The organism is Deefgea piscis (assembly GCF_013284055.1).
Classification (GTDB): domain Bacteria; phylum Pseudomonadota; class Gammaproteobacteria; order Burkholderiales; family Chitinibacteraceae; genus Deefgea; species Deefgea piscis.
Window position 1 is genome coordinate 1,012,968 of the sequence record NZ_CP054143.1, and the last position, 17,740, is coordinate 1,030,707.

The window sequence follows — 17,740 nt, forward strand, 5'->3', positions numbered from 1 at the left end:
CGTTTTTAGACCTTTTTGATGTCAAATATCTCAGCATGCTGCTGCGTGGCTGGCATGCTGCACTGAGGTTTAATGGGTATTGGTTTTTAGATAGCGATACAGTGTGGGCTCAGAAATCTCCAAAATCGCCGCCGTTTTAGCCACAAAGCCACGAATTGAAAACAAACCTCGTTGCTCTAAATCTTTCACGACTTGGGATTTCTCATCGGCCGACATCCGCGATGGCGTAATCGGATATTGCTCTAGCACACTGTGTAAAATTTCTTGCCCAACATCGTCGACCGATGCCGACAACAATTCTTGATGCTGTTCGGCCATATCCGCTGGAAGCAGCTTATTGACCGACTCTTGCAACTCAAGCAAGCGCTTATCATCGGTATTCACGCAGAGCATAGCTGCGGCTTGACCATTCTCGCCTTTAATAATCAAGGTCGAAGAGCGCAGCAAAACACCACCTCGCGTTTTACTGCGGTAATTCAGTTTGTAGCTCACGTCGCTGACCTGCATACATTCTTGCAGCATGCGCAGCGCCAAATCGGTTGCTGGCGCCCCAACGGTGCGACCCGATAAATGACCATGGCTAATCGCCGCAAGCGACGCATTTACATCCGATAAATCATGCACGACGACTTCAGAATCTTCACCCAACACGGCGGCAATAAAGTCGACCAATAATTGGGCATCTATTTGTATTTTCATCACGTCGTGCACAATAAAATTTATCTCATCGAAAGTATATCAATCTTAATGATAAAAAATCAATCACAACTTGACGGTAAATTTTGTTACTTTTTCGGGCTTTTTCTTCACAAACTGCAGATTAAACTCGCATCTAGCTTGGATTCTCGCCCAAACCAGACCAGCGCCGACCAAGTCGAGCAACAGACTCAAACCACGATAAAATAAATAATTATTCTCACGAAACTATATTTATCGACATCCAGCCGCCTGCACAGCAGGCGTATTTGGCCAAGCTCGCGCGATCAAGAAAAAAAAACCCGCGTGATAAACGCGGGTTTGAGCGAGCCATTTCACCGTTAAAAATCGGGGTGAATGCATTGAATAAAATTAAAGTAATTTTTTAGCCACCGCAAAAAATCGCACCAGTTCTAATTGATTTTTATTGGATGCTTGGCGAAATTTGCCTTTTAACAAAGACTTCGCCTGCTCTACCGCGCCCGATTGATGCTCAATCACCACTTCTGCGGCACAAAAATGAAATTCAGAATGCGCTCGGCATACCATATTAAATTCTGGAATTTGCGAATACTTCAAGCTGCCTTCACCATACAGCCACCGACCCAATTCACATTGATTATCTTGCGATAACAAAGCGATATCGAGTTTTTCGGCATTTGCTCCGGCTAATTCATCACTTAAGCGCGTTTTCCATGCGGTATGCGCCGCCAAGGCTTGGCTTAAATTGAGTCCATCGAGATTATTTTCTTCTGCAGTCAGCACCAGCTCTTCGGTATCTTCTGCATCATTGTTAATATCACGACTCGATAATTTTGCTCGAAGCCAACTCATCAATGCCATATTTAATTTATATCCGTTGTTGTTAGTCAAATTGAAAACCAGCGCAGCATTAAAAAGTAGCCGTTCTTTTTAATGCGATCTAGCAGGGCAAACAGTAAAACAATGATTAAAAATCAACCACTGCCAGCCCTTTATTTTTCAGCATTTTACTTGACTTCCAACAGCATAAATCAAAGGAAACGGCAGAAATAAGTTGTAATATTTACCATGCAAAACAGCGTTTAATTCAATCAGCACGCATTTAATTGCCACGCCACAATTGATTATTCCAATTGCATTCAATACTGCAGCGTGGCGTTGATTAAATGTTTAATTCAATTTATTCGCGTTTAAACAATGCGTCCGTGCGTAGCAATCGCAAACCATTGGCCACCACTAATAAACTGGCGCCCACATCGGCAAAAACCGCCATCCACATGCTGCCGTAGCCGAGCAAAGTTAAGATTAAAAACAGCAATTTAATCCCCAACGCCAAGGCGATGTTTTGCAACAAAATACGGTGGGTTAGCTGCGATAAGCGGATAAAACGTGGCAATTTGCGTAAATCATCGTCCATTAACGCCACATCGGCGGTTTCAATCGCCGTGCCGCTACCAGCGGCGCCCATCGCAAAACCAATATCGGCGCGCGCCAAAGCAGGTGCGTCATTAATCCCGTCGCCAACCATGCCGATTTTTTGGCTTGATGTGAGCTGAGCTTGCTGTGCCACAATCAGCTCTAATTTATCTGTCGGCAATAAATCGCCTCGAGCTTCATCAATGCCGACTTGCTCGGCAATACTGCGCGCGGTGTGGGCATTGTCGCCCGTGAGCATCATGGTTTTGACCCCCAAGGCATGCAGCTCAGCAATCGCTTGGCGGCTACTGTCTTTGACCGTATCGGCCACAGCAAACAAAGCCAATACCCCTTGCTCGCTGGCCAATAAAATCACGCTTTTACCTTGCGCTTCCAGTGGCAACAATTGCGCCTCAAGCTCAGCCGAGCACCAACCTTGCTGATGAATTAAACGATGATTGCCTAAATAATAGCGCTGACCCGCAATCGTCCCTTCTACGCCCAAGCCAAGCAAAGCCGTGAAACCACTCACCTCTAACAGTGCTACATCTTGGCCAGCCAGCGCCAAAGCGCGCGATACCGGATGATCTGAGCGCTGCGCCAAACTCACGGCTAATTGTTCAACCGCGATGCCTTGCGCCGCGCTGGCCGTTTGCTGCGCCGGCGTTTGCAAATCAATAAAATCGGTTTGCACTGGCTTGCCATGCGTCAGCGTGCCGGTTTTATCGAGCGCAATACACGCCAGCTTGCGGCCTTCTTCTAAATACACCCCGCCCTTAATCAAAATACCGTGCCGCGCTGCCGCTGCTAAACCACTAACAATCGTTACCGGCGTTGAAATCACCAAAGCGCAAGGGCAAGCAATCACTAATAAAACCAGCGCCTTATACACCCACGCCAGCCAATCCCCAGCAAAAAACAAGGGCGGGAGTATCGCCACCAAAAGCGCAATCGCAAAGACGATGGGGGTATATACCCGTGCAAATTGATCAATAAAGCGTTGAATCGGCGCGCGTGTTCCTTGCGCAGCTTCTACTGCATGAATAATCCGCGCCAACGTGCTATTACTGGCCAATGCTGTCACGGTAAATTCAAAAGAACCGGCCTCATTAATACTGCCAGCAAATACCGGATCACCCACGCCCTTATCCACCGCCAAACTCTCGCCGGTAATCGGCGCTTGATTAATCGTTGATTGCCCAGCGCAAATTTGCCCATCCACCGCGATTTGCTCGCCCGGTTTAACCCGCACGCGCTGACCAATTAGCAGCGATTGCGCAGGGACATCCAGCCAACTGCCATCGTCTTGCTGCACTGTCGCCTTATCCGGCGCCAGTCGTAGCAAACCTTGAATTGCATTGCGTGCCCGATCCAGCGATTTGGCCTCGATTAATTCAGCCACAGTAAACAACACCATCACCATCGCCGCCTCGGGCCACTGACCAATCAGCATTGCCCCGGTCACAGCAATACTCATCAAAGCGTTGATATTTAAATTGCCATTGCTGAGTGCAATCCAGCCTTTTTTATACGTTGTTAAGCCGCAAGCCAAGACCGCCAGCAGCGCCAAGCCTGCCACCAACAGCGTTGGTCCATCGAGCCAATGCGTCACTTCAGCGGCCAAAGCCGCCACCCCCGCTAGCGCCAAAGGCCACCATGGCTTTACCGGTGCGTCAGTGGCCACCGCCTCGCCCAGCTCGGGCGTAAAGCCCAAGCTGCGAATCGCCGCCAAAATGGCCTCAAGCGCTTCGGGCTGATGCTGCACCGTCAGCACCCGCTGCATGAGGTTAAATTCCAAACCCGAAACCGCCGTCATCGCGCCGAGTTTTTTACGCAATAAAGCCTCTTCGGTTGGGCAATCCATTTGCATAATGCGAATCGGCGTTTGCGCCCAACCATCAGCTGTTAGCTCAGCTGCAGCCAAGGTGGTCAATGCCGCGCCCTCGCTATGCCCCGCACAACACGCCGCATGGCTGACCGAGGAATGCGCCGCATGCGCGGAAGAATGTTGACGATATTGCGACATAAGGCAGCTCCAACGATTAAACATTAAATACATTACACACCCTGAAGTTACTATAGAGTCAACCGCTAAAATCAACGTTGTGCAGTATTGCAAAATTTAATTCAGTAGATCGTGAAAGTGTGATCGTAAAGCGGGCAAATTTCAGGGTTTGCGCACGCCCCACCATCGCAACAGCGTGCGCAAATGCGCACCCTAAAAACCCTAAATTTCACCGTGTGCAAACCTGCAAAATTTGCGCGCGCGGCTACCAAGCCATTTGAATCAAGCAATGCGACAACACGGATAAAGGAATCGAGAAATGAAAATCGGCGAACTGGCCAAGCTAGCGCAATGCTCGGTTGAAACCATTCGGTTTTATGAAAAAGAAGGGCTACTGCCAACCGCCGAAAGAACCATCGGCAATTTTCGCGTTTATGGCCCGGCGCATATTGAACGGCTGCGCTTTATCCGCAATTGCCGCGCACTCGATATGAGCCACGAAGAAATCCACACCTTGCTGCGTTTGGCCGATCAAGGCGGCGATGGGTGCAGCGCAATTAATGATGTATTTGACGAGCACATCGCCCACGTCGACACCCGCATCAAAGAGCTCAAACAACTCAAACAACAACTCACCGAGCTACGCCAACACTGCCAAAGCAATCACAATCCTTGCGGGATTTTGCAAGGCTTAGCCGATATGGAAACCCCCAGCAAATTGGATAAAAAACGCACGCATCTTGGGTGAAATTTAAGAGCTCGATTTAAAATCGATCGTGTACAAATCCACCAGATTTACGCACACCGCACCATCGCAACCGCGTGCGCAAAAGCGCCCCCTACCAATCACGCACACCCAACCCGCATGACCGTAGGGTGTGCAAATCCGCAGGATTTGCGCACGCGGATACACCGCAAAACAAGAACACGCCGACCGTGAAGCCATCCACCATCGCAACCGCGTGCGCCAAGGCGCACCCTACACAATCACGCAAACCCACAACCGCACGCTGATGCAGCATATATTTCATGGCAACAACAAAACTTGCATCCTCCTGCTATTGGCTAAAAACTCGCGATTAAAACAGTCAATATCAAATTAAATCCTCCGCCGAGCCATAAAGGTCAACGATTAAAATTGTTACTATTCAAATGCGCAAAAGCAAAAAACCCTCATTCGCCTGATTTACGTCACATTCTGCGCGACAAAATGAAATTACTCATGAAGTAAACATCAAGCAGTGTTAAAATTTGATGACAATTTTCAACATTCAAATTTGATTGGATTGTGCGCTCAAGCATTCGTAGTTAAAAACACCGATTTCTAATTGATGCATCGGCCACATGGGGCAGATAGCCCCGATATTGCCGCAAGAAAAACAATCGTCTGTTGCTAATTACTTCAACTGATTTAAATTTTATTTCATTCAGAAATTGATATTTAAAGATGTGGTCCAAGACTTACTAGATCAAAAAAGCAATTAATCTCAATGACAAAACGCGTTGCCATCATCGGTTATTCTCACAGACTGCCTAATTCAACTGGTAATAGCTACTGGGATAATCTTCTCAATGAAGAACATCTCATTACCGAAGTCGAGGCTGGCCGCTGGTCTAAAGAAGCTTTTCTTCACGCCAATAAAAACCACGCAGGCACCAGCTATACCTTTAAAGCCGGTTCAATTGGCGATATTTCTGGTTTTGATGCGGGCTTTTTTGGCATTGCCCCGCGCGAAGCGGCGCAAATGGATCCGCAACAACGCATTTTGCTTGAGCTCAGTTGGGAAGCATTAGAAAACGCCGGCATCAAGCCATCAACGATTCGCGGCAGCCAATGCGGCGTGTATATTGGCATTGCCAGCGCCGATTATTCCTATCGTTTAGCCGACGATTTGGCCGCGATTGATTCAGCCGTTGCCACGGGTAACACCGCCAGTATCGCCGCCAATCGACTCTCCTACGCGCTCGATTTGCGTGGCCCGAGCATGGCGATTGATACCGCCTGTTCATCCTCAATGGTGGCTTTTCATCAAGCCTGCCAATCGATTCTCTCTGGCGAAAACAGCCAAGCTTTAGCGGGCGGCATTAGCCTGCACTTGCACCCTTATGGCTTTATTATTTTCTCCAAAGCCTCAATGCTGTCCAAAAAAGGCCGCTGCAATGTCTTTGATGAAGCTGGCGACGGCTATGTGCGCTCAGAAGGCGGCGGGATTTTTGTCTTAAAAGATTATGATTTAGCCCTTGCCGATGGCGATCCGATTATTGCCGTGGTCGCGCATTCGGGCGTCAATACCGATGGCAAAAAAAATGGCCTCACCGTACCCAGCTGCACCGCGCAAGCCGAGCTACTCAAGCAAACCTATGCTAAAGCCGGCATCGCAGCCAGCGAAATTGATTATCTCGAAGCGCATGGCACCGGCACCGCCGTGGGCGATCCCATCGAAACCCGCGCCATTGGCCTCGCGCTTGGCCAGCACCGCAGCAGCGAATCGCCATTATTAATTGGCTCGGTCAAAAGTAATCTGGGCCATTTAGAAGCCGCCTCAGGCGTCGCGGGTTTAGTCAAAGCCTTGCATTGCCTGCAATACCGGATGGTGCCAGCGACGATTGGCATTAAAAAACTCAATCCAAAAATTAAATTTGCTGAGCTCAACCTTAAGGTTGTCACCCAAGCGCAGCCATTAAAAGCCACTGGCCGCTTAGTGATTGGGGTGAATTCCTTTGGTTTTGGTGGCGCCAATGCCCATGTGATTTTAGAAAGCGCACCACAGCACGCGGCCAGCGCGTCAGCCGCACCAGCGCAAGCGTTGCCGATTATTTTAAGCGCCCGCTCCGCCGCTGCCTTGCCCGCGGCAGCCAGCAATCTGAATGACTACTTGGCCAAAACGCCCGATTTCAACGTTTATGATCTGGCTTACCAGCTCACTCTGCGCCGCGAACAACACCCGCATCAAGTGATGGCGTTTTGCCAAACGCCAAGCGAAGTCAGCGCATTTTTAAGCCAAGTCATTGCGCAATCAGAGCCCGTGCTCGGCGGCAAAACCATCGCCAAGGCGCAAGGGCCGGTGTTTGTTTTCTCTGGCAATGGCTCGCAATGGGCCAGCATGGGCCGATCTTTACTCGCCAGCAACGCCGTATTTCAACAAGCCATTGCTGAAGTCGACGCGCACTTTATGCCGCTCAGCGGCTATGGATTACAAGACGAAATCGCCGGCCGCAATGGCCAAGATAGCGACAATCGTTACGCACAAACCGAGATCGCCCAACCCGCGCTGTTTGCAATTCAAGTTGCCCTAGTGCAAATGCTGCGCAGCCAAGGCATTACACCGTCGGCCGTAACAGGGCATAGCGTCGGTGAAGTTGCAGCCGCATGGGCCGCTGGCGCACTAACGCTCAAAGACGCCACCGCAGTGATTTATCATCGCAGCCGCATGCAAGGCAAAACCAAAGGCAGCGGGCAAATGACCGCCGTAGCCATGGGCGAAAGCGAAATGAATGCGCTATTAGCCGAATGCGGCCTCAATATTGCGATTGCGGGTATTAATAGCGCGCGGGGGATTACATTGGCTGGTGAAGTCAATGCCTTAAGCCAAATCGAAGCGCAACTTGCCGCGCGAAACATTCGCTTTAAACGCTTGGATTTAGATTACGCATTTCACAGCGCAAAAATGGATCCAATTGAAAACGATTTAATTGCCGCGCTCAGCGACATTAAACCGCAATTAAATAGCATTGCATTTTATTCCACCGTAACCGGCGAATTACTCAGCGGCGAGAAACTCAATGCCCAATATTGGTGGCATAACATCCGCCAACCGGTGCTATTTGAAAATGCCATTAACGCGATCAATCAATCTGGCGCCAATGTCTTTTTAGAAGTCGGTCCACACAGCGTATTGCGCTCATATATTTTAGAAACACTAAAAAATAATGCTTGCGAAGGTTTAGTGCTTGGCACATTAAGCAAAACCGAACATTGCGAAAATAAAGTCTTTAGCGCCATGGCCAGCATTATCGCCAGTGGTTGCGAAATTGACTGGGCAACGCAATTTCCAACGCCCGGGCAATTTATGCAATTGCCCAATTACCCGTGGCAACGCGAACGCTTATGGGTCAATAGCAGCACCGAATCGCTAGGGCAACTGAGCCGCGACATGCTGCACCCGCTATTGGGCTACGCGCTCAAGCAACACACTAGCAGCTGGGAAAACCAACTCGACACCATCAAAAACACCGTACTGGCCGATCATGTCGTCGGCGACGCGGTGGTTTTCCCCGGCACTGGTTATGTTGAGCTGGCGCTGGCAGCGGCCAGCCAGCACACCCAAAGTGCATTGATTGAAATTGAAGAATTAGAAATTCTCGCACCACTGATTTTGGCCGAATCCCCTACCAAGCTGGTTCGCACCGTCATTAGCGGGCAACAAATCCACATCAGTGCGCGGGACTATTGTGGTGAAGACTTATGGACCAGCCATGCCAAGGCGCGCATTAAGCCCGAACCCAATGCGCTATTACTCGCGCAAAGCCACATTCAAATTCCGCAGCGCTGCGTCGACTTTAACGGCGCCAGCCATCAAGCCCTCACCCAAGCGGCAGGCTTAGATTACGGCGCGGCATTTTTGTGTGTTGAGCACGGCTGGATCGACGGCAATCAAGTGACTGCCAAGCTGCAATATCCAACGGCACTGCAAGCCGAGCTAGCTGATTATCACTTGCACCCTGCGCTACTCGATTGCACATTCCAGCTGATTATTCAGCTATTGCAAGACGAAATGGCGGCGCTCTCTGGCGTAGCGTTTGTGCCCACCAAAATTGGCCGAATTGCTTTTGCCAGCAACAGCAATCCACCGGCTTTGGCCCAGCTCACATTAATTCAACGTGCGCCGCATTCTTTAACCGCAGATTTCATTATTTGCGACGCAGCGGGTGAAGTGATTGTCGCGATTAAAGAAGCGCGCTTTCGCAGCGTTCGGCTGCGTAAAACCCAGCACGATGCCCTGCATCTGTTGCACTATCGCGGCCAAGCCGCACCTTTACCGGCGCAGCAATTGCCACAACTGCCTGTTAACGCACTGGCTGCTAGCCTGCAGCAACACGTTGCCAGCTTAAGCGAGCAAGCCGAGTTTAATCGCTATTTAAACGAAGTCGAGCCACTGCTCGACAGCCTTGCTAGCCATAGCAATATCGAGCTGCTGGGCGAGCTGGATGCGGCCAACAATTCTGAGCGCTATCTCAACTGCTTGGCGATTGCCGCCAAAGATCAGCTGATTGAGCGCCATGGTGATCAATGGCAACGCAGCGCCAATAGCGACGACGGCATTAGCGCCAATGCCATTTGGCAAGTGTTGGTCAGCGAATACAGCGCGTATTTCCACAGCATTCATGCCATTGGTTTGGCCAAAATTCGCCATCAAGCCGACTTTGATCCGAGCGCCGCGCAGCCGCATCTCGCCGCCAGCGATTATCCAAGCCTGTGGCGCGCCGCTTTAGGTGGTCAACGCCAACAAGCGCTGGCTAAACACATCGCCGATTTACTCGCCGAGCACGCAGCGATGCTCGATATTGGCCAACGCCTGAGTCTGTTAGAAGTCGCCGCAGGCGCACCGATTTTTGCCCAAGAAGCCGCCAGCCAACTCGATTTAACCCACTGCGACTATGGGTTTGCCACACCATCAGACGACACCTTGGCCGAGCTCACGCAATGGCGTCAGCAGCTGCCGGATTTACGCATCGAGAAAATCCCAGCCATCGAGCAAATCGAGCGCAGCGTGCCACACGGCGTTGATCTGGCGATAGTGAGTCTGGACTTTAGTGATGTCAGCAGCGCCAAAGCCGCCATCGCTTATGCCAGCGCGCAATTGGCACCACAAGGCAAGCTCTTACTGATTGGTCGTCATCGTTCGCAATGGCTGGATTTTATTTGCGCCGATCTCGCTCAGCCACTGGAAAGCCCGAGCGAATACTGGGCCAGCCACCTCAGCCAGCAAGGGTATTGCTGTGCCGAGCTAATTGAAGCTGCGCCTGATCGCTATACTGACTTGTTTTTCCAAATCGCGACTCTAGATCAGCCCGCGCCGATGGTGGCCACGGCCAGCGATATCACGCCTTGCCTCATCCTTATCGATCCATCGCAAATCGACGATGCAGCGCACCAAGCATGGCTGGCTGAACTGCAGCAACAACTGAGCGTTCAAGGCATCACTGCCGAGCTGCATCAGGCCAGCACCGAGCAGCCGCTCAATGCCGTTATCAGCCAATTATTTAGCGCGCAACGCGGGCATATTATTTTGCACCCGGGGTATCGCCCTGCAAGCGACAGCTTAAGCGTGCTAGCGCAACAAACCCAACGCTGCGGGCAATTGGCGCAATTACTCAGCGCCGTCGAGCACAGCCAATGCGCCGCTGATTGCTGGATTATCACCCAAGGTGCCACCGATCTAACGCCGGCCGCGGCAGCCACAGAGCGCGCCGACAGTGCGCTTTGGGGTTTTGCCCGCACTTTACTCAATGAAGCCAGCGATGCGGCGTTTCACTTAATCGACTTTGCCAACAACAACTCGGCGATTCAGACCGCCGCATTAGCGCGAGAAATCGCCGCGCAAAGCCCCGAGCAAGAAGTCATTATCGACGCCAATGGCGCGCGCTTTGTGCCGCGCCTGCAGTTAGTTCAAGCGGCGCATAGCGAAAAATCCGCCGCCAACGACGGCGAAATCATCCAGCTTGGTTTTGAATTCCCCGGCCAATTACGCAATTTGCGCTGGGCCGCCACCACGCCTGCGCCGCTGGCTGCCGATCAAATCGACATCGACGTTGTGGCCACTGGGCTTAATTTCCGCGATGTGATGTATGCGCTGGGTTTACTCTCGGATGAAGCAGTCGAAAACGGCTTTGCTGGCCCAACCTTAGGGCTTGAATTTGCTGGTGTGGTGCGCCAAGTGGGCGCCGACGTGGTGGGTTATCAAGTTGGCGATGAAGTGGTTGGTTTTGGCCCATCGAGCTTTGCCAATCGGGTACGCACCCAAAGCAGCGCCATTGCCAAAATCCCCGCAGGCATTTCATTTGCTGCCGCAGCGACGATTCCTAGCGTGTTTTTCACCGTGTACTACGCGCTGCAGCATCTGGCGCGCTTAGAGCCCGGTGAAAAAATCTTAATTCATGGTGCCGCCGGTGGCGTAGGTATTGCCGCAATTCAATTGGCCAAGCACTTAGGCGCAGAAATTTACGCCACGGCCGGTTCGGATGAAAAACGCGCCTTCTTGCAACAAATGGGCGTGCAGCATATTTATGATTCGCGCTCGCTCAGCTACGCCGATGAAATCTTGCGCGACACCGCCGATTTAGGCGTCGATGTGGTGCTCAATTCGCTGGCTGGTGAAGCAATTAATCGCAATTTCTCGGTACTTAAACCGTTTGGCCGTTTCTTGGAATTGGGCAAACGCGATTTTTACGAAAACAGCAAAATTGGCCTACGGCCATTCCGCAATAACATCAGTTATTTCGGCATTGATGCCGACCAAATGATGCAAGTGCGTCCCGCGCTCACCCAGCGTTTGTTTACTGAAGTGATGGCGCTGTTTAGTGAGGGCGTATTGTCGCCATTGCCGTATCAAGTGTTTGATGCCGAGCAGATTGTCGACGCCTTCCGCCATATGCAGCAGGCCAAACAAATCGGCAAAATTGTCGTCACTTATTCGCATGGCCTGATGGCGCAACATGCCGCGCCGCAACCAGCCGCGTTGCAATTGTCGGCTGAGGGCAGCTATTTGGTGACTGGCGGTTTAGCTGGCTTTGGCCTTAAAACCGCGCAATGGCTAGCTGATAAAGGCGCTAAAAATCTAGTGTTAATCAGCCGCAGCGGCCCAAGCGCCCCCGAAGCGCAAGCGGCGATTGCCGCGCTGCGTTTGCGCGGCGTTAAAGTGTTGCCACTGGCTTGCGACGTCACCCAATTGGCCGAACTGGCTCAAGTATTTTCCCACTTTGGCCAAACCATGCCGCCGCTCAAAGGCATTGTGCACGCCGCGGTGGTGATTGATGACGCGCTAATTCGCAATACCGAACCGGCGCAAATCAATAAAGTGCTGGCGCCCAAAATGCTCGGCGCCGATTACTTGCATCAACTAAGCGCGCCGCTCGATTTGGATTTCTTTGTGCTGTATTCATCGGCAACAACGATTTTTGGTAATCCGGGCCAAGCGAGCTATGTCGCCGCCAATCATTATATGGAAGCACTCGCAGAGCAACGCCGCGCGCAAGGCCTACCGGCCACCAGCGTGTGCTGGGGCGCGATTGACGACGTAGGCTTTTTGGCGCGCAATGAAAAAATCAAAGATGCGCTACAAAATCGCATGGGCGGCAAGGCACTGAGCTCTGATCAAGCACTCAATTATCTAGAGCAAATGCTGATCGAGCAAAGCTCGGGCTTGAGCGTGTTAGAGCTTGATTGGCCGGCTTTGGCGCGCTTTTTACCCAGCGCCAAATCGCCAAAATTTAGCGCCATCGCCCGCCGCATGCAAAGCAATGATCAAGCGAATGATCAAGCCAGCGATATTCAAAGCTTGATCGACACGCTAAGCGATACTGAGCTGCACGCTACGTTTGTCAGCATGCTTAAACAAGAAGTCGCGCAAATTTTGCGCGTGAATGCCGAAAAAATCGACGCCAGCGGCTCTTTATACGACATCGGTTTAGATTCGCTGATGGGCGTTGAACTGGTGGTGGCGCTCGAAGAGCGTTTTGGTACCCGCCTGCCAGTGATGGCGCTGAGCGAAAGCCCAACGATTAACAAGCTAGCCGATCGCTTGATTTTGCAGCTTAAACACCACGAAGCCGTCAGCGACGACGCCACATTGGCGCAAGTGCAGCATTTATCTGCCGTGCATGGCGCAAGTAGCGAAACCGATTCACATGCTTTAGCCAGCCAAATCAGCCAGCAAAGCACTACGCGGATTATTCAATGAGTATCACCAGCAAATTGAAAGACCAGCTGATTCAGCAAGCGCTCGAGCGCAAGCTTAAAAACGCCGAAGCGCCCATCGCTCGCCCTGCTGCGCGCGACGATATCCCCGAAGCGTTTTATCGTTTTCATCTGCATCCGGGCTATTTGCAGCTGCGTATCATCAATGAAGGCGCCAAAAAAATGGGCATTGCCAGCCCATTTTTTAAGCAACACGACGGCATCGCTGGCGCAATCAGCCAAATCGACGGCCAGCCGTATATCAACTTTGCCAGCTACAACTACCTCGATTTAAATCAGCACCCCGCAGTGCACCAAGCGGCCAAAGACGCGATTGATCAATATGGCGTTTCGGTCTCGGCCAGCCGCGTGGTCTCAGGCGAGCGGCCAATTCACCGTGAACTTGAGCGCGCCATTGCCGATGCCTATGGCGTCGATGACGCGGTAACTTTTGTCAGCGGCCACGCCACCAATGTCAGCACCATCGGCCATTTATTTGGCCCCAAAGACTTGGTGCTGCATGACGAACTGATTCACAACAGCGCCTTGCAAGGCATTTTGCTGTCGGGCGCCAAACGCCTGCCGTTTGCCCACAATAATTACGCCGCGCTAGATGAAATCCTCAGCACGCAGCGCCGCCAATTTGAGCGGGTATTGATTGTGGTTGAAGGCATTTACAGCATGGACGGGGATTTTCCCGATCTGCCACAGCTCATCGAAATCAAAAACCGCCACCGCGCCTTGCTGATGGTCGATGAAGCGCATTCGTTTGGCGTGATGGGGCCAACCGGCATGGGCATCCGCGAGCATTTTGGCGTGGCTGGGCAAGACGTTGATATCTGGATGGGCACCCTGAGCAAAACGCTATCAGCGTGCGGCGGCTATATCGCTGGCGAATCGGCGTTGATTGAGCATTTAAAATTCTTAGCCCCCGGCTTTTTATACAGCGTGGGCATGCCAGCCCCCGTTGCCGCGGCGGCTTTGGCAGCACTTAACTGTATGCAGCAAGAAAACCAGCGGGTGCAAACGCTACAAGCTCGCGGGCAATATTTTTTGGCGCAAGCCAAACAGCGCGGCATCGACACCGGCCACAGCGCAGGCTTGGCGATTATCCCGGCGATTGTTGGCAGCTCGCTGAAAGCCGCGCGCTTGTCAGCAGCACTATTTGCCCAAGGGATGAATGTGCAGCCGATTTTGTACCCCGCCGTGCCAGAAAAAGCCGCGCGACTGCGATTTTTTATTAGCTGCGAGCACAGCGAACAACAAATCGACGCCACGCTCGACGCACTGCAAGCAGCATTACGCGCATAAATGGCCAAGTATTCGCTGATTGTTCGGCAGCTGATCACCGAGCTATTTGCGCCCAAAGCGCCCGCCATCGAGCAAAAAATCCCGGTCGAGCGCCACCTGATCGAGGATATTTTGCGCGAAGGTCGGCGCAAAAATAATATCCATCTAGTGAGCGAATTTTGCAGCGACACCGCGCAGCAATACCGCAAGGACCACGGCATCTCGCTTACCAGCTGGATTGCCAAAGGTTTAGCCTCTGCGGTTCATGAAGATTTGGCGATTCAATCGAGTTTGCGCGGCAAAACACGGCGGGTGATTTTTCAAGAAGTCGATATCGCCGTGATGATCGAGCGGCAACTCGCCGACCAATCCTACCAACCTTTGCATTACATCATTCGTAATGCCGGCAGCAAAAATCTAACGCAAATCCAAGCCGAATTAAGCCAAGCCAAAACCGGCGAAATCGGCAACGGCGGGCCACTCACCGCCTTGGAATTGGCATTTTTTAAGCTACCAAGCTGGCTTAGAAAACCAGTGTGGTGGTGGCTGCGCTACGACCCCTATTCGCGCAAGCAAATGCTCGGCACTGTGGGTATTACCTCGAACGGCATGTTTGCCAAAGGCGCGGCGGTGATACTCCCCATATCGCCACTAAGCCTAACGCTATCCATCGGCGGCGCCAGCCAGCGCATCGTCGCCAGCGGCGAGCAATTCAAAAGCAGCGAATATATACAACTCAACCTCAGCGCCGACCACGACGTCACCGACGGCGCCCCCCTCATGCGCTTCGCCAACCGCCTAGTCACCCACCTCGAACAAGGTCACCGACGACCCATTGATTCGTAATGCTTCGTCGGGTGCGCCTTGGCGCACCGAGCGATGGTGGTGAACACCATGCCACGTACCGTGGCATTTTTATCGAGCCAAATGGCGTAAAACGTCTCCAGCCAATTGATGTGCGGCGATGCACGACGTCGACGGCATTTGTGCAAGCAATGGTGATCTTGACCCGGAACGATGTTGTAGGGTGCGCCTTGGCGCACGCGGGGCAATGGTGGAGACCTGCGATGCTGGCGCGTGCGCAAATCCTTTGGATTTGCACACCCTACGATAACCCGTCTTACGTGGGGTTTGCCAAATAAAATAATCGGTGTTGCCGCTGGGCTCACCGTGGGCGGCGTAGACCTTGGGCAAGATCGGCACATGGTCGCCGTACCAACACAAGGTGGCGGGTCTGGCTAAGGCGGTGAGTTGCGCTCGTAGTTGCGCCAACATCCGGTTGGCGTTGGCTTGGTGACGCAAATAAATGGTTAATTCTTCGCCGTCTTTGGGCGCTGCGCCGTGGTACACCTGCTCGGCGTCGCCCGCCGCCAATTGCTCTAAATGCAAAGGGCCGTGATTTTCCATGGTGATGACAAAAATAAACGTCGGTTGTGTCGCTGCCGCTAGCACCTCACCCATTTTGGCCGCCACTTGTAAATCATCCACATACGGCATGCCAGCGGGCGGTGGCGCAAAGGCGCTGATGTCGATAAATTCATCAAAACCCAATTGCGGATACAAGGCATCGCGGTGGTAAAAACTGGCGGCATACGGGTGAATGCACACGGTGCGATAACCCTGCTGGCGCAACTGCGCCGCCAATGATGCCGAATACTGGCGGGCAAAACGGCGGTAAGGATTAAATTGATGCACGCCCAATTGCTGCGGCGATAAACCCGACAAAAACGCAAATTCGCTACGCACGGTATTGGCGCCCCAAGCCGGTACTGCCAGCTGGCCGTACTGCAATGACTCGGCGCAAAACCGATCATATTCGCTCAAAATATCCGGGCGAATTTGCGGATAATAACGGCGAAAATCCACAAAAGACTCGCTTTGCACCACCAATAAATGCGGTACCACACCCTGATTCGGCTGCGGCAGCGGCCACGCTGGTGGCGTTAACTCGGGGTGGCGTTGCTCGGCCCAATAATAAGCAAATAAAGTCGCAAAAAACCCAAACTGCTGCTGATCCTGCGTTGGGCAAAACTGCATCGCTGGCACCGCGCGGCGCAATAACTGCACCGCCAATACAACCGCCAACACCAAGCCCGCCCACGCCGACCAATACACGGCGTAGCTGACAGAATTGAGCACCGAATCTTCCAGCGCCACGCCCAAATACAGCAGCGCAAAAAATAGCGCGGTACAAAATAGCGCCTTCGCCACGCCAAAAAAAGGCAGATACAAGCGCGGATGGCGAATCGCATCGGCGATGTATTCAAAATCTTGCACAATAAACGGCTCGCGCAAGCTATGAAACTTGCTATTGCTAATCAGCACCAGCAGCAGCAACAAACCCGTTGCCAACACCGCCGCAAATGCTGGCCGCTGAAACAACGCCAGCTCAAAGCAAAATAAAGCCGCCCAAGCGCACACCAGCAAAGCATTCATTGCCCAAGGTCGCCGCCAAATCGCCTGTGGCCGAGGCTGGGCCAAGCGCTCAATCAACACCGTGGCGGTCAGCCCCAGCGCCACCGGCCAAGCGCAAGCCGACGCCAGCAACCCCCACCCCGCAAGCAATCCATCAAACACGATAACCGATCCAACGCAAAACTCGCTGCGACAACGCCGCGGGCAACACCGCCAACCACCAACTACCCCAATTGAGCGGAAAAGGAAAACTAATCCGCGCCCGATTGCGCTGCAAACCGCGCTGAATATACGCCGCCGCGCGCTCAGGCGACCACTGCCAAGGCTTGGGCCCAGGCATCGCCTCGCACATTGGCGAGGTGACATAGCCCGGCATAATCACATTCACCGCAATGCCCTCATCAGCCAATAAAGCGCGCAAACCCTCGCCATACGCCTTAATCGCCGCCTTACTGGCGCTATAACTTGGCGTCATCGGCAGGCCAAAATACGCCGCCAACGAGCTAACCAAAGCAATCTGCCCCGACCCACGCTGGCGCATCACCGGTAAAAACGCATTCACCAAGGCCAAGGTGGCCAATACATTCACCTCAAATAGGCGCTGCATATCGGCCCACAACTCGCCCTCGGCGGTATCAGACACATTAATATTGACCCCGGCATTGGCAATCAATAAATCCGGCACGTCGTTCACCAAGCAGCGCGCCGCCCATGCTTGCAAAGCGCCAATATCGCGACAATCGAGCACCACCGGCAACACGCTCGCGCCTTGCTCGCGGCAAGCTTGCGCCACCGCCTCCAAGCGATCTGCGCGCTGGCCGAGCAAAATCAAACGCACCCCGCTCGCGGCATACGCCAGCGCCAAAGCGCCACCAATCGCGCCAGTAGCGCCGGTAATTAAAATGGATTGAGCAGACATAAAAGCTTTGTTTAGATGATGGTGTTAAGTGCCTACGGCACGGCGGTTTAGCTTCGCAGTT

At 52.6% G+C, this 17,740-nt stretch carries 9 protein-coding genes; 4 read left to right on the forward strand and 5 right to left on the reverse strand.

Features of this window, described 5'->3' with window-relative positions:
* Positions 1 to 69: 69 nt before the first annotated feature.
* From HQN60_RS04950 to HQN60_RS04960, 3 genes are all read right to left on the reverse strand, one after another.
* Complete coding sequence (locus HQN60_RS04950; RefSeq protein WP_173532615.1) at positions 70 to 699, reverse strand: helix-turn-helix transcriptional regulator; 630 nt, start codon at positions 697 to 699, stop codon at positions 70 to 72.
* 369 nt (positions 700 to 1,068) lie between these two features.
* Positions 1,069 to 1,530: a CZB domain-containing protein gene (locus HQN60_RS04955; protein WP_173532616.1), complete on the reverse strand. Its 462-nt coding sequence runs from the start codon at positions 1,528 to 1,530 to the stop codon at positions 1,069 to 1,071.
* Positions 1,531 to 1,858: 328 nt separating this feature from the next.
* Positions 1,859 to 4,120, reverse strand: coding sequence for a heavy metal translocating P-type ATPase (locus HQN60_RS04960; RefSeq protein ID WP_373281545.1), 2,262 nt, complete (start codon positions 4,118 to 4,120; stop codon positions 1,859 to 1,861).
* 298 nt (positions 4,121 to 4,418) lie between these two features.
* Between HQN60_RS04960 and cadR the strand changes: the two genes are divergently transcribed.
* The 4 genes from cadR (at position 4,419) to HQN60_RS04980 (ending at position 15,191) form a co-directional block, all read left to right on the forward strand.
* Positions 4,419 to 4,847, forward strand: coding sequence for a Cd(II)/Pb(II)-responsive transcriptional regulator (gene cadR / locus HQN60_RS04965; protein ID WP_173532618.1), 429 nt, complete (start codon positions 4,419 to 4,421; stop codon positions 4,845 to 4,847).
* 742 nt (positions 4,848 to 5,589) lie between these two features.
* A complete protein-coding gene (locus HQN60_RS04970) occupies positions 5,590 to 13,059 on the forward strand; it encodes a type I polyketide synthase (RefSeq protein WP_173532619.1) in 7,470 nt (2,489 codons plus the stop codon).
* Positions 13,056 to 14,366 (forward strand): aminotransferase class I/II-fold pyridoxal phosphate-dependent enzyme, encoded by a 1,311-nt coding sequence (locus HQN60_RS04975; RefSeq protein ID WP_173532620.1) that lies wholly within the window; start codon positions 13,056 to 13,058, stop codon positions 14,364 to 14,366. Before HQN60_RS04970 ends, HQN60_RS04975 begins: the two co-directional genes overlap by 4 nt.
* The gene (locus HQN60_RS04980; RefSeq protein ID WP_173532621.1) at positions 14,367 to 15,191 is read left to right on the forward strand and encodes a 2-oxo acid dehydrogenase subunit E2; all 825 of its coding nucleotides are present in this window, start codon (positions 14,367 to 14,369) and stop codon (positions 15,189 to 15,191) included.
* A gap of 69 nt (positions 15,192 to 15,260) precedes the next feature.
* Here the strand turns inward: HQN60_RS04980 and HQN60_RS04985 are convergent, their stop codons facing one another.
* Both HQN60_RS04985 and HQN60_RS04990 read right to left on the reverse strand, forming a co-directional pair.
* Positions 15,261 to 16,922, reverse strand: a complete 1,662-nt coding sequence (locus tag HQN60_RS04985) for an LTA synthase family protein (RefSeq protein WP_173532622.1) — start codon at positions 16,920 to 16,922, stop codon at positions 15,261 to 15,263.
* Complete coding sequence (locus tag HQN60_RS04990; protein WP_173532623.1) at positions 16,915 to 17,679, reverse strand: SDR family NAD(P)-dependent oxidoreductase; 765 nt, start codon at positions 17,677 to 17,679, stop codon at positions 16,915 to 16,917. The genes HQN60_RS04985 and HQN60_RS04990 overlap by 8 nt, the downstream gene beginning before the upstream one ends.
* Positions 17,680 to 17,740 lie beyond the last annotated feature (61 nt).

Excerpts from the sequence above, each read along its gene's own strand:
- HQN60_RS04960 (WP_373281545.1), bottom strand. The coding sequence starts at position 4,120 with ATGTCGCAATATCGTCAACATTCTTCCGCGCATGCGGCGCATTCCTCG.
- HQN60_RS04955 (WP_173532616.1), bottom strand. The coding sequence starts at position 1,530 with ATGAGTTGGCTTCGAGCAAAATTATCGAGTCGTGATATTAACAATGAT.
- HQN60_RS04990 (WP_173532623.1), bottom strand. The coding sequence starts at position 17,679 with ATGTCTGCTCAATCCATTTTAATTACCGGCGCTACTGGCGCGATTGGT.
- HQN60_RS04950 (WP_173532615.1), bottom strand. The coding sequence starts at position 699 with ATGAAAATACAAATAGATGCCCAATTATTGGTCGACTTTATTGCCGCC.
- HQN60_RS04970 (WP_173532619.1), top strand. The coding sequence starts at position 5,590 with ATGACAAAACGCGTTGCCATCATCGGTTATTCTCACAGACTGCCTAAT.
- HQN60_RS04975 (WP_173532620.1), top strand. The coding sequence starts at position 13,056 with ATGAGTATCACCAGCAAATTGAAAGACCAGCTGATTCAGCAAGCGCTC.
- cadR (WP_173532618.1), top strand. The coding sequence starts at position 4,419 with ATGAAAATCGGCGAACTGGCCAAGCTAGCGCAATGCTCGGTTGAAACC.
- HQN60_RS04980 (WP_173532621.1), top strand. The coding sequence starts at position 14,367 with ATGGCCAAGTATTCGCTGATTGTTCGGCAGCTGATCACCGAGCTATTT.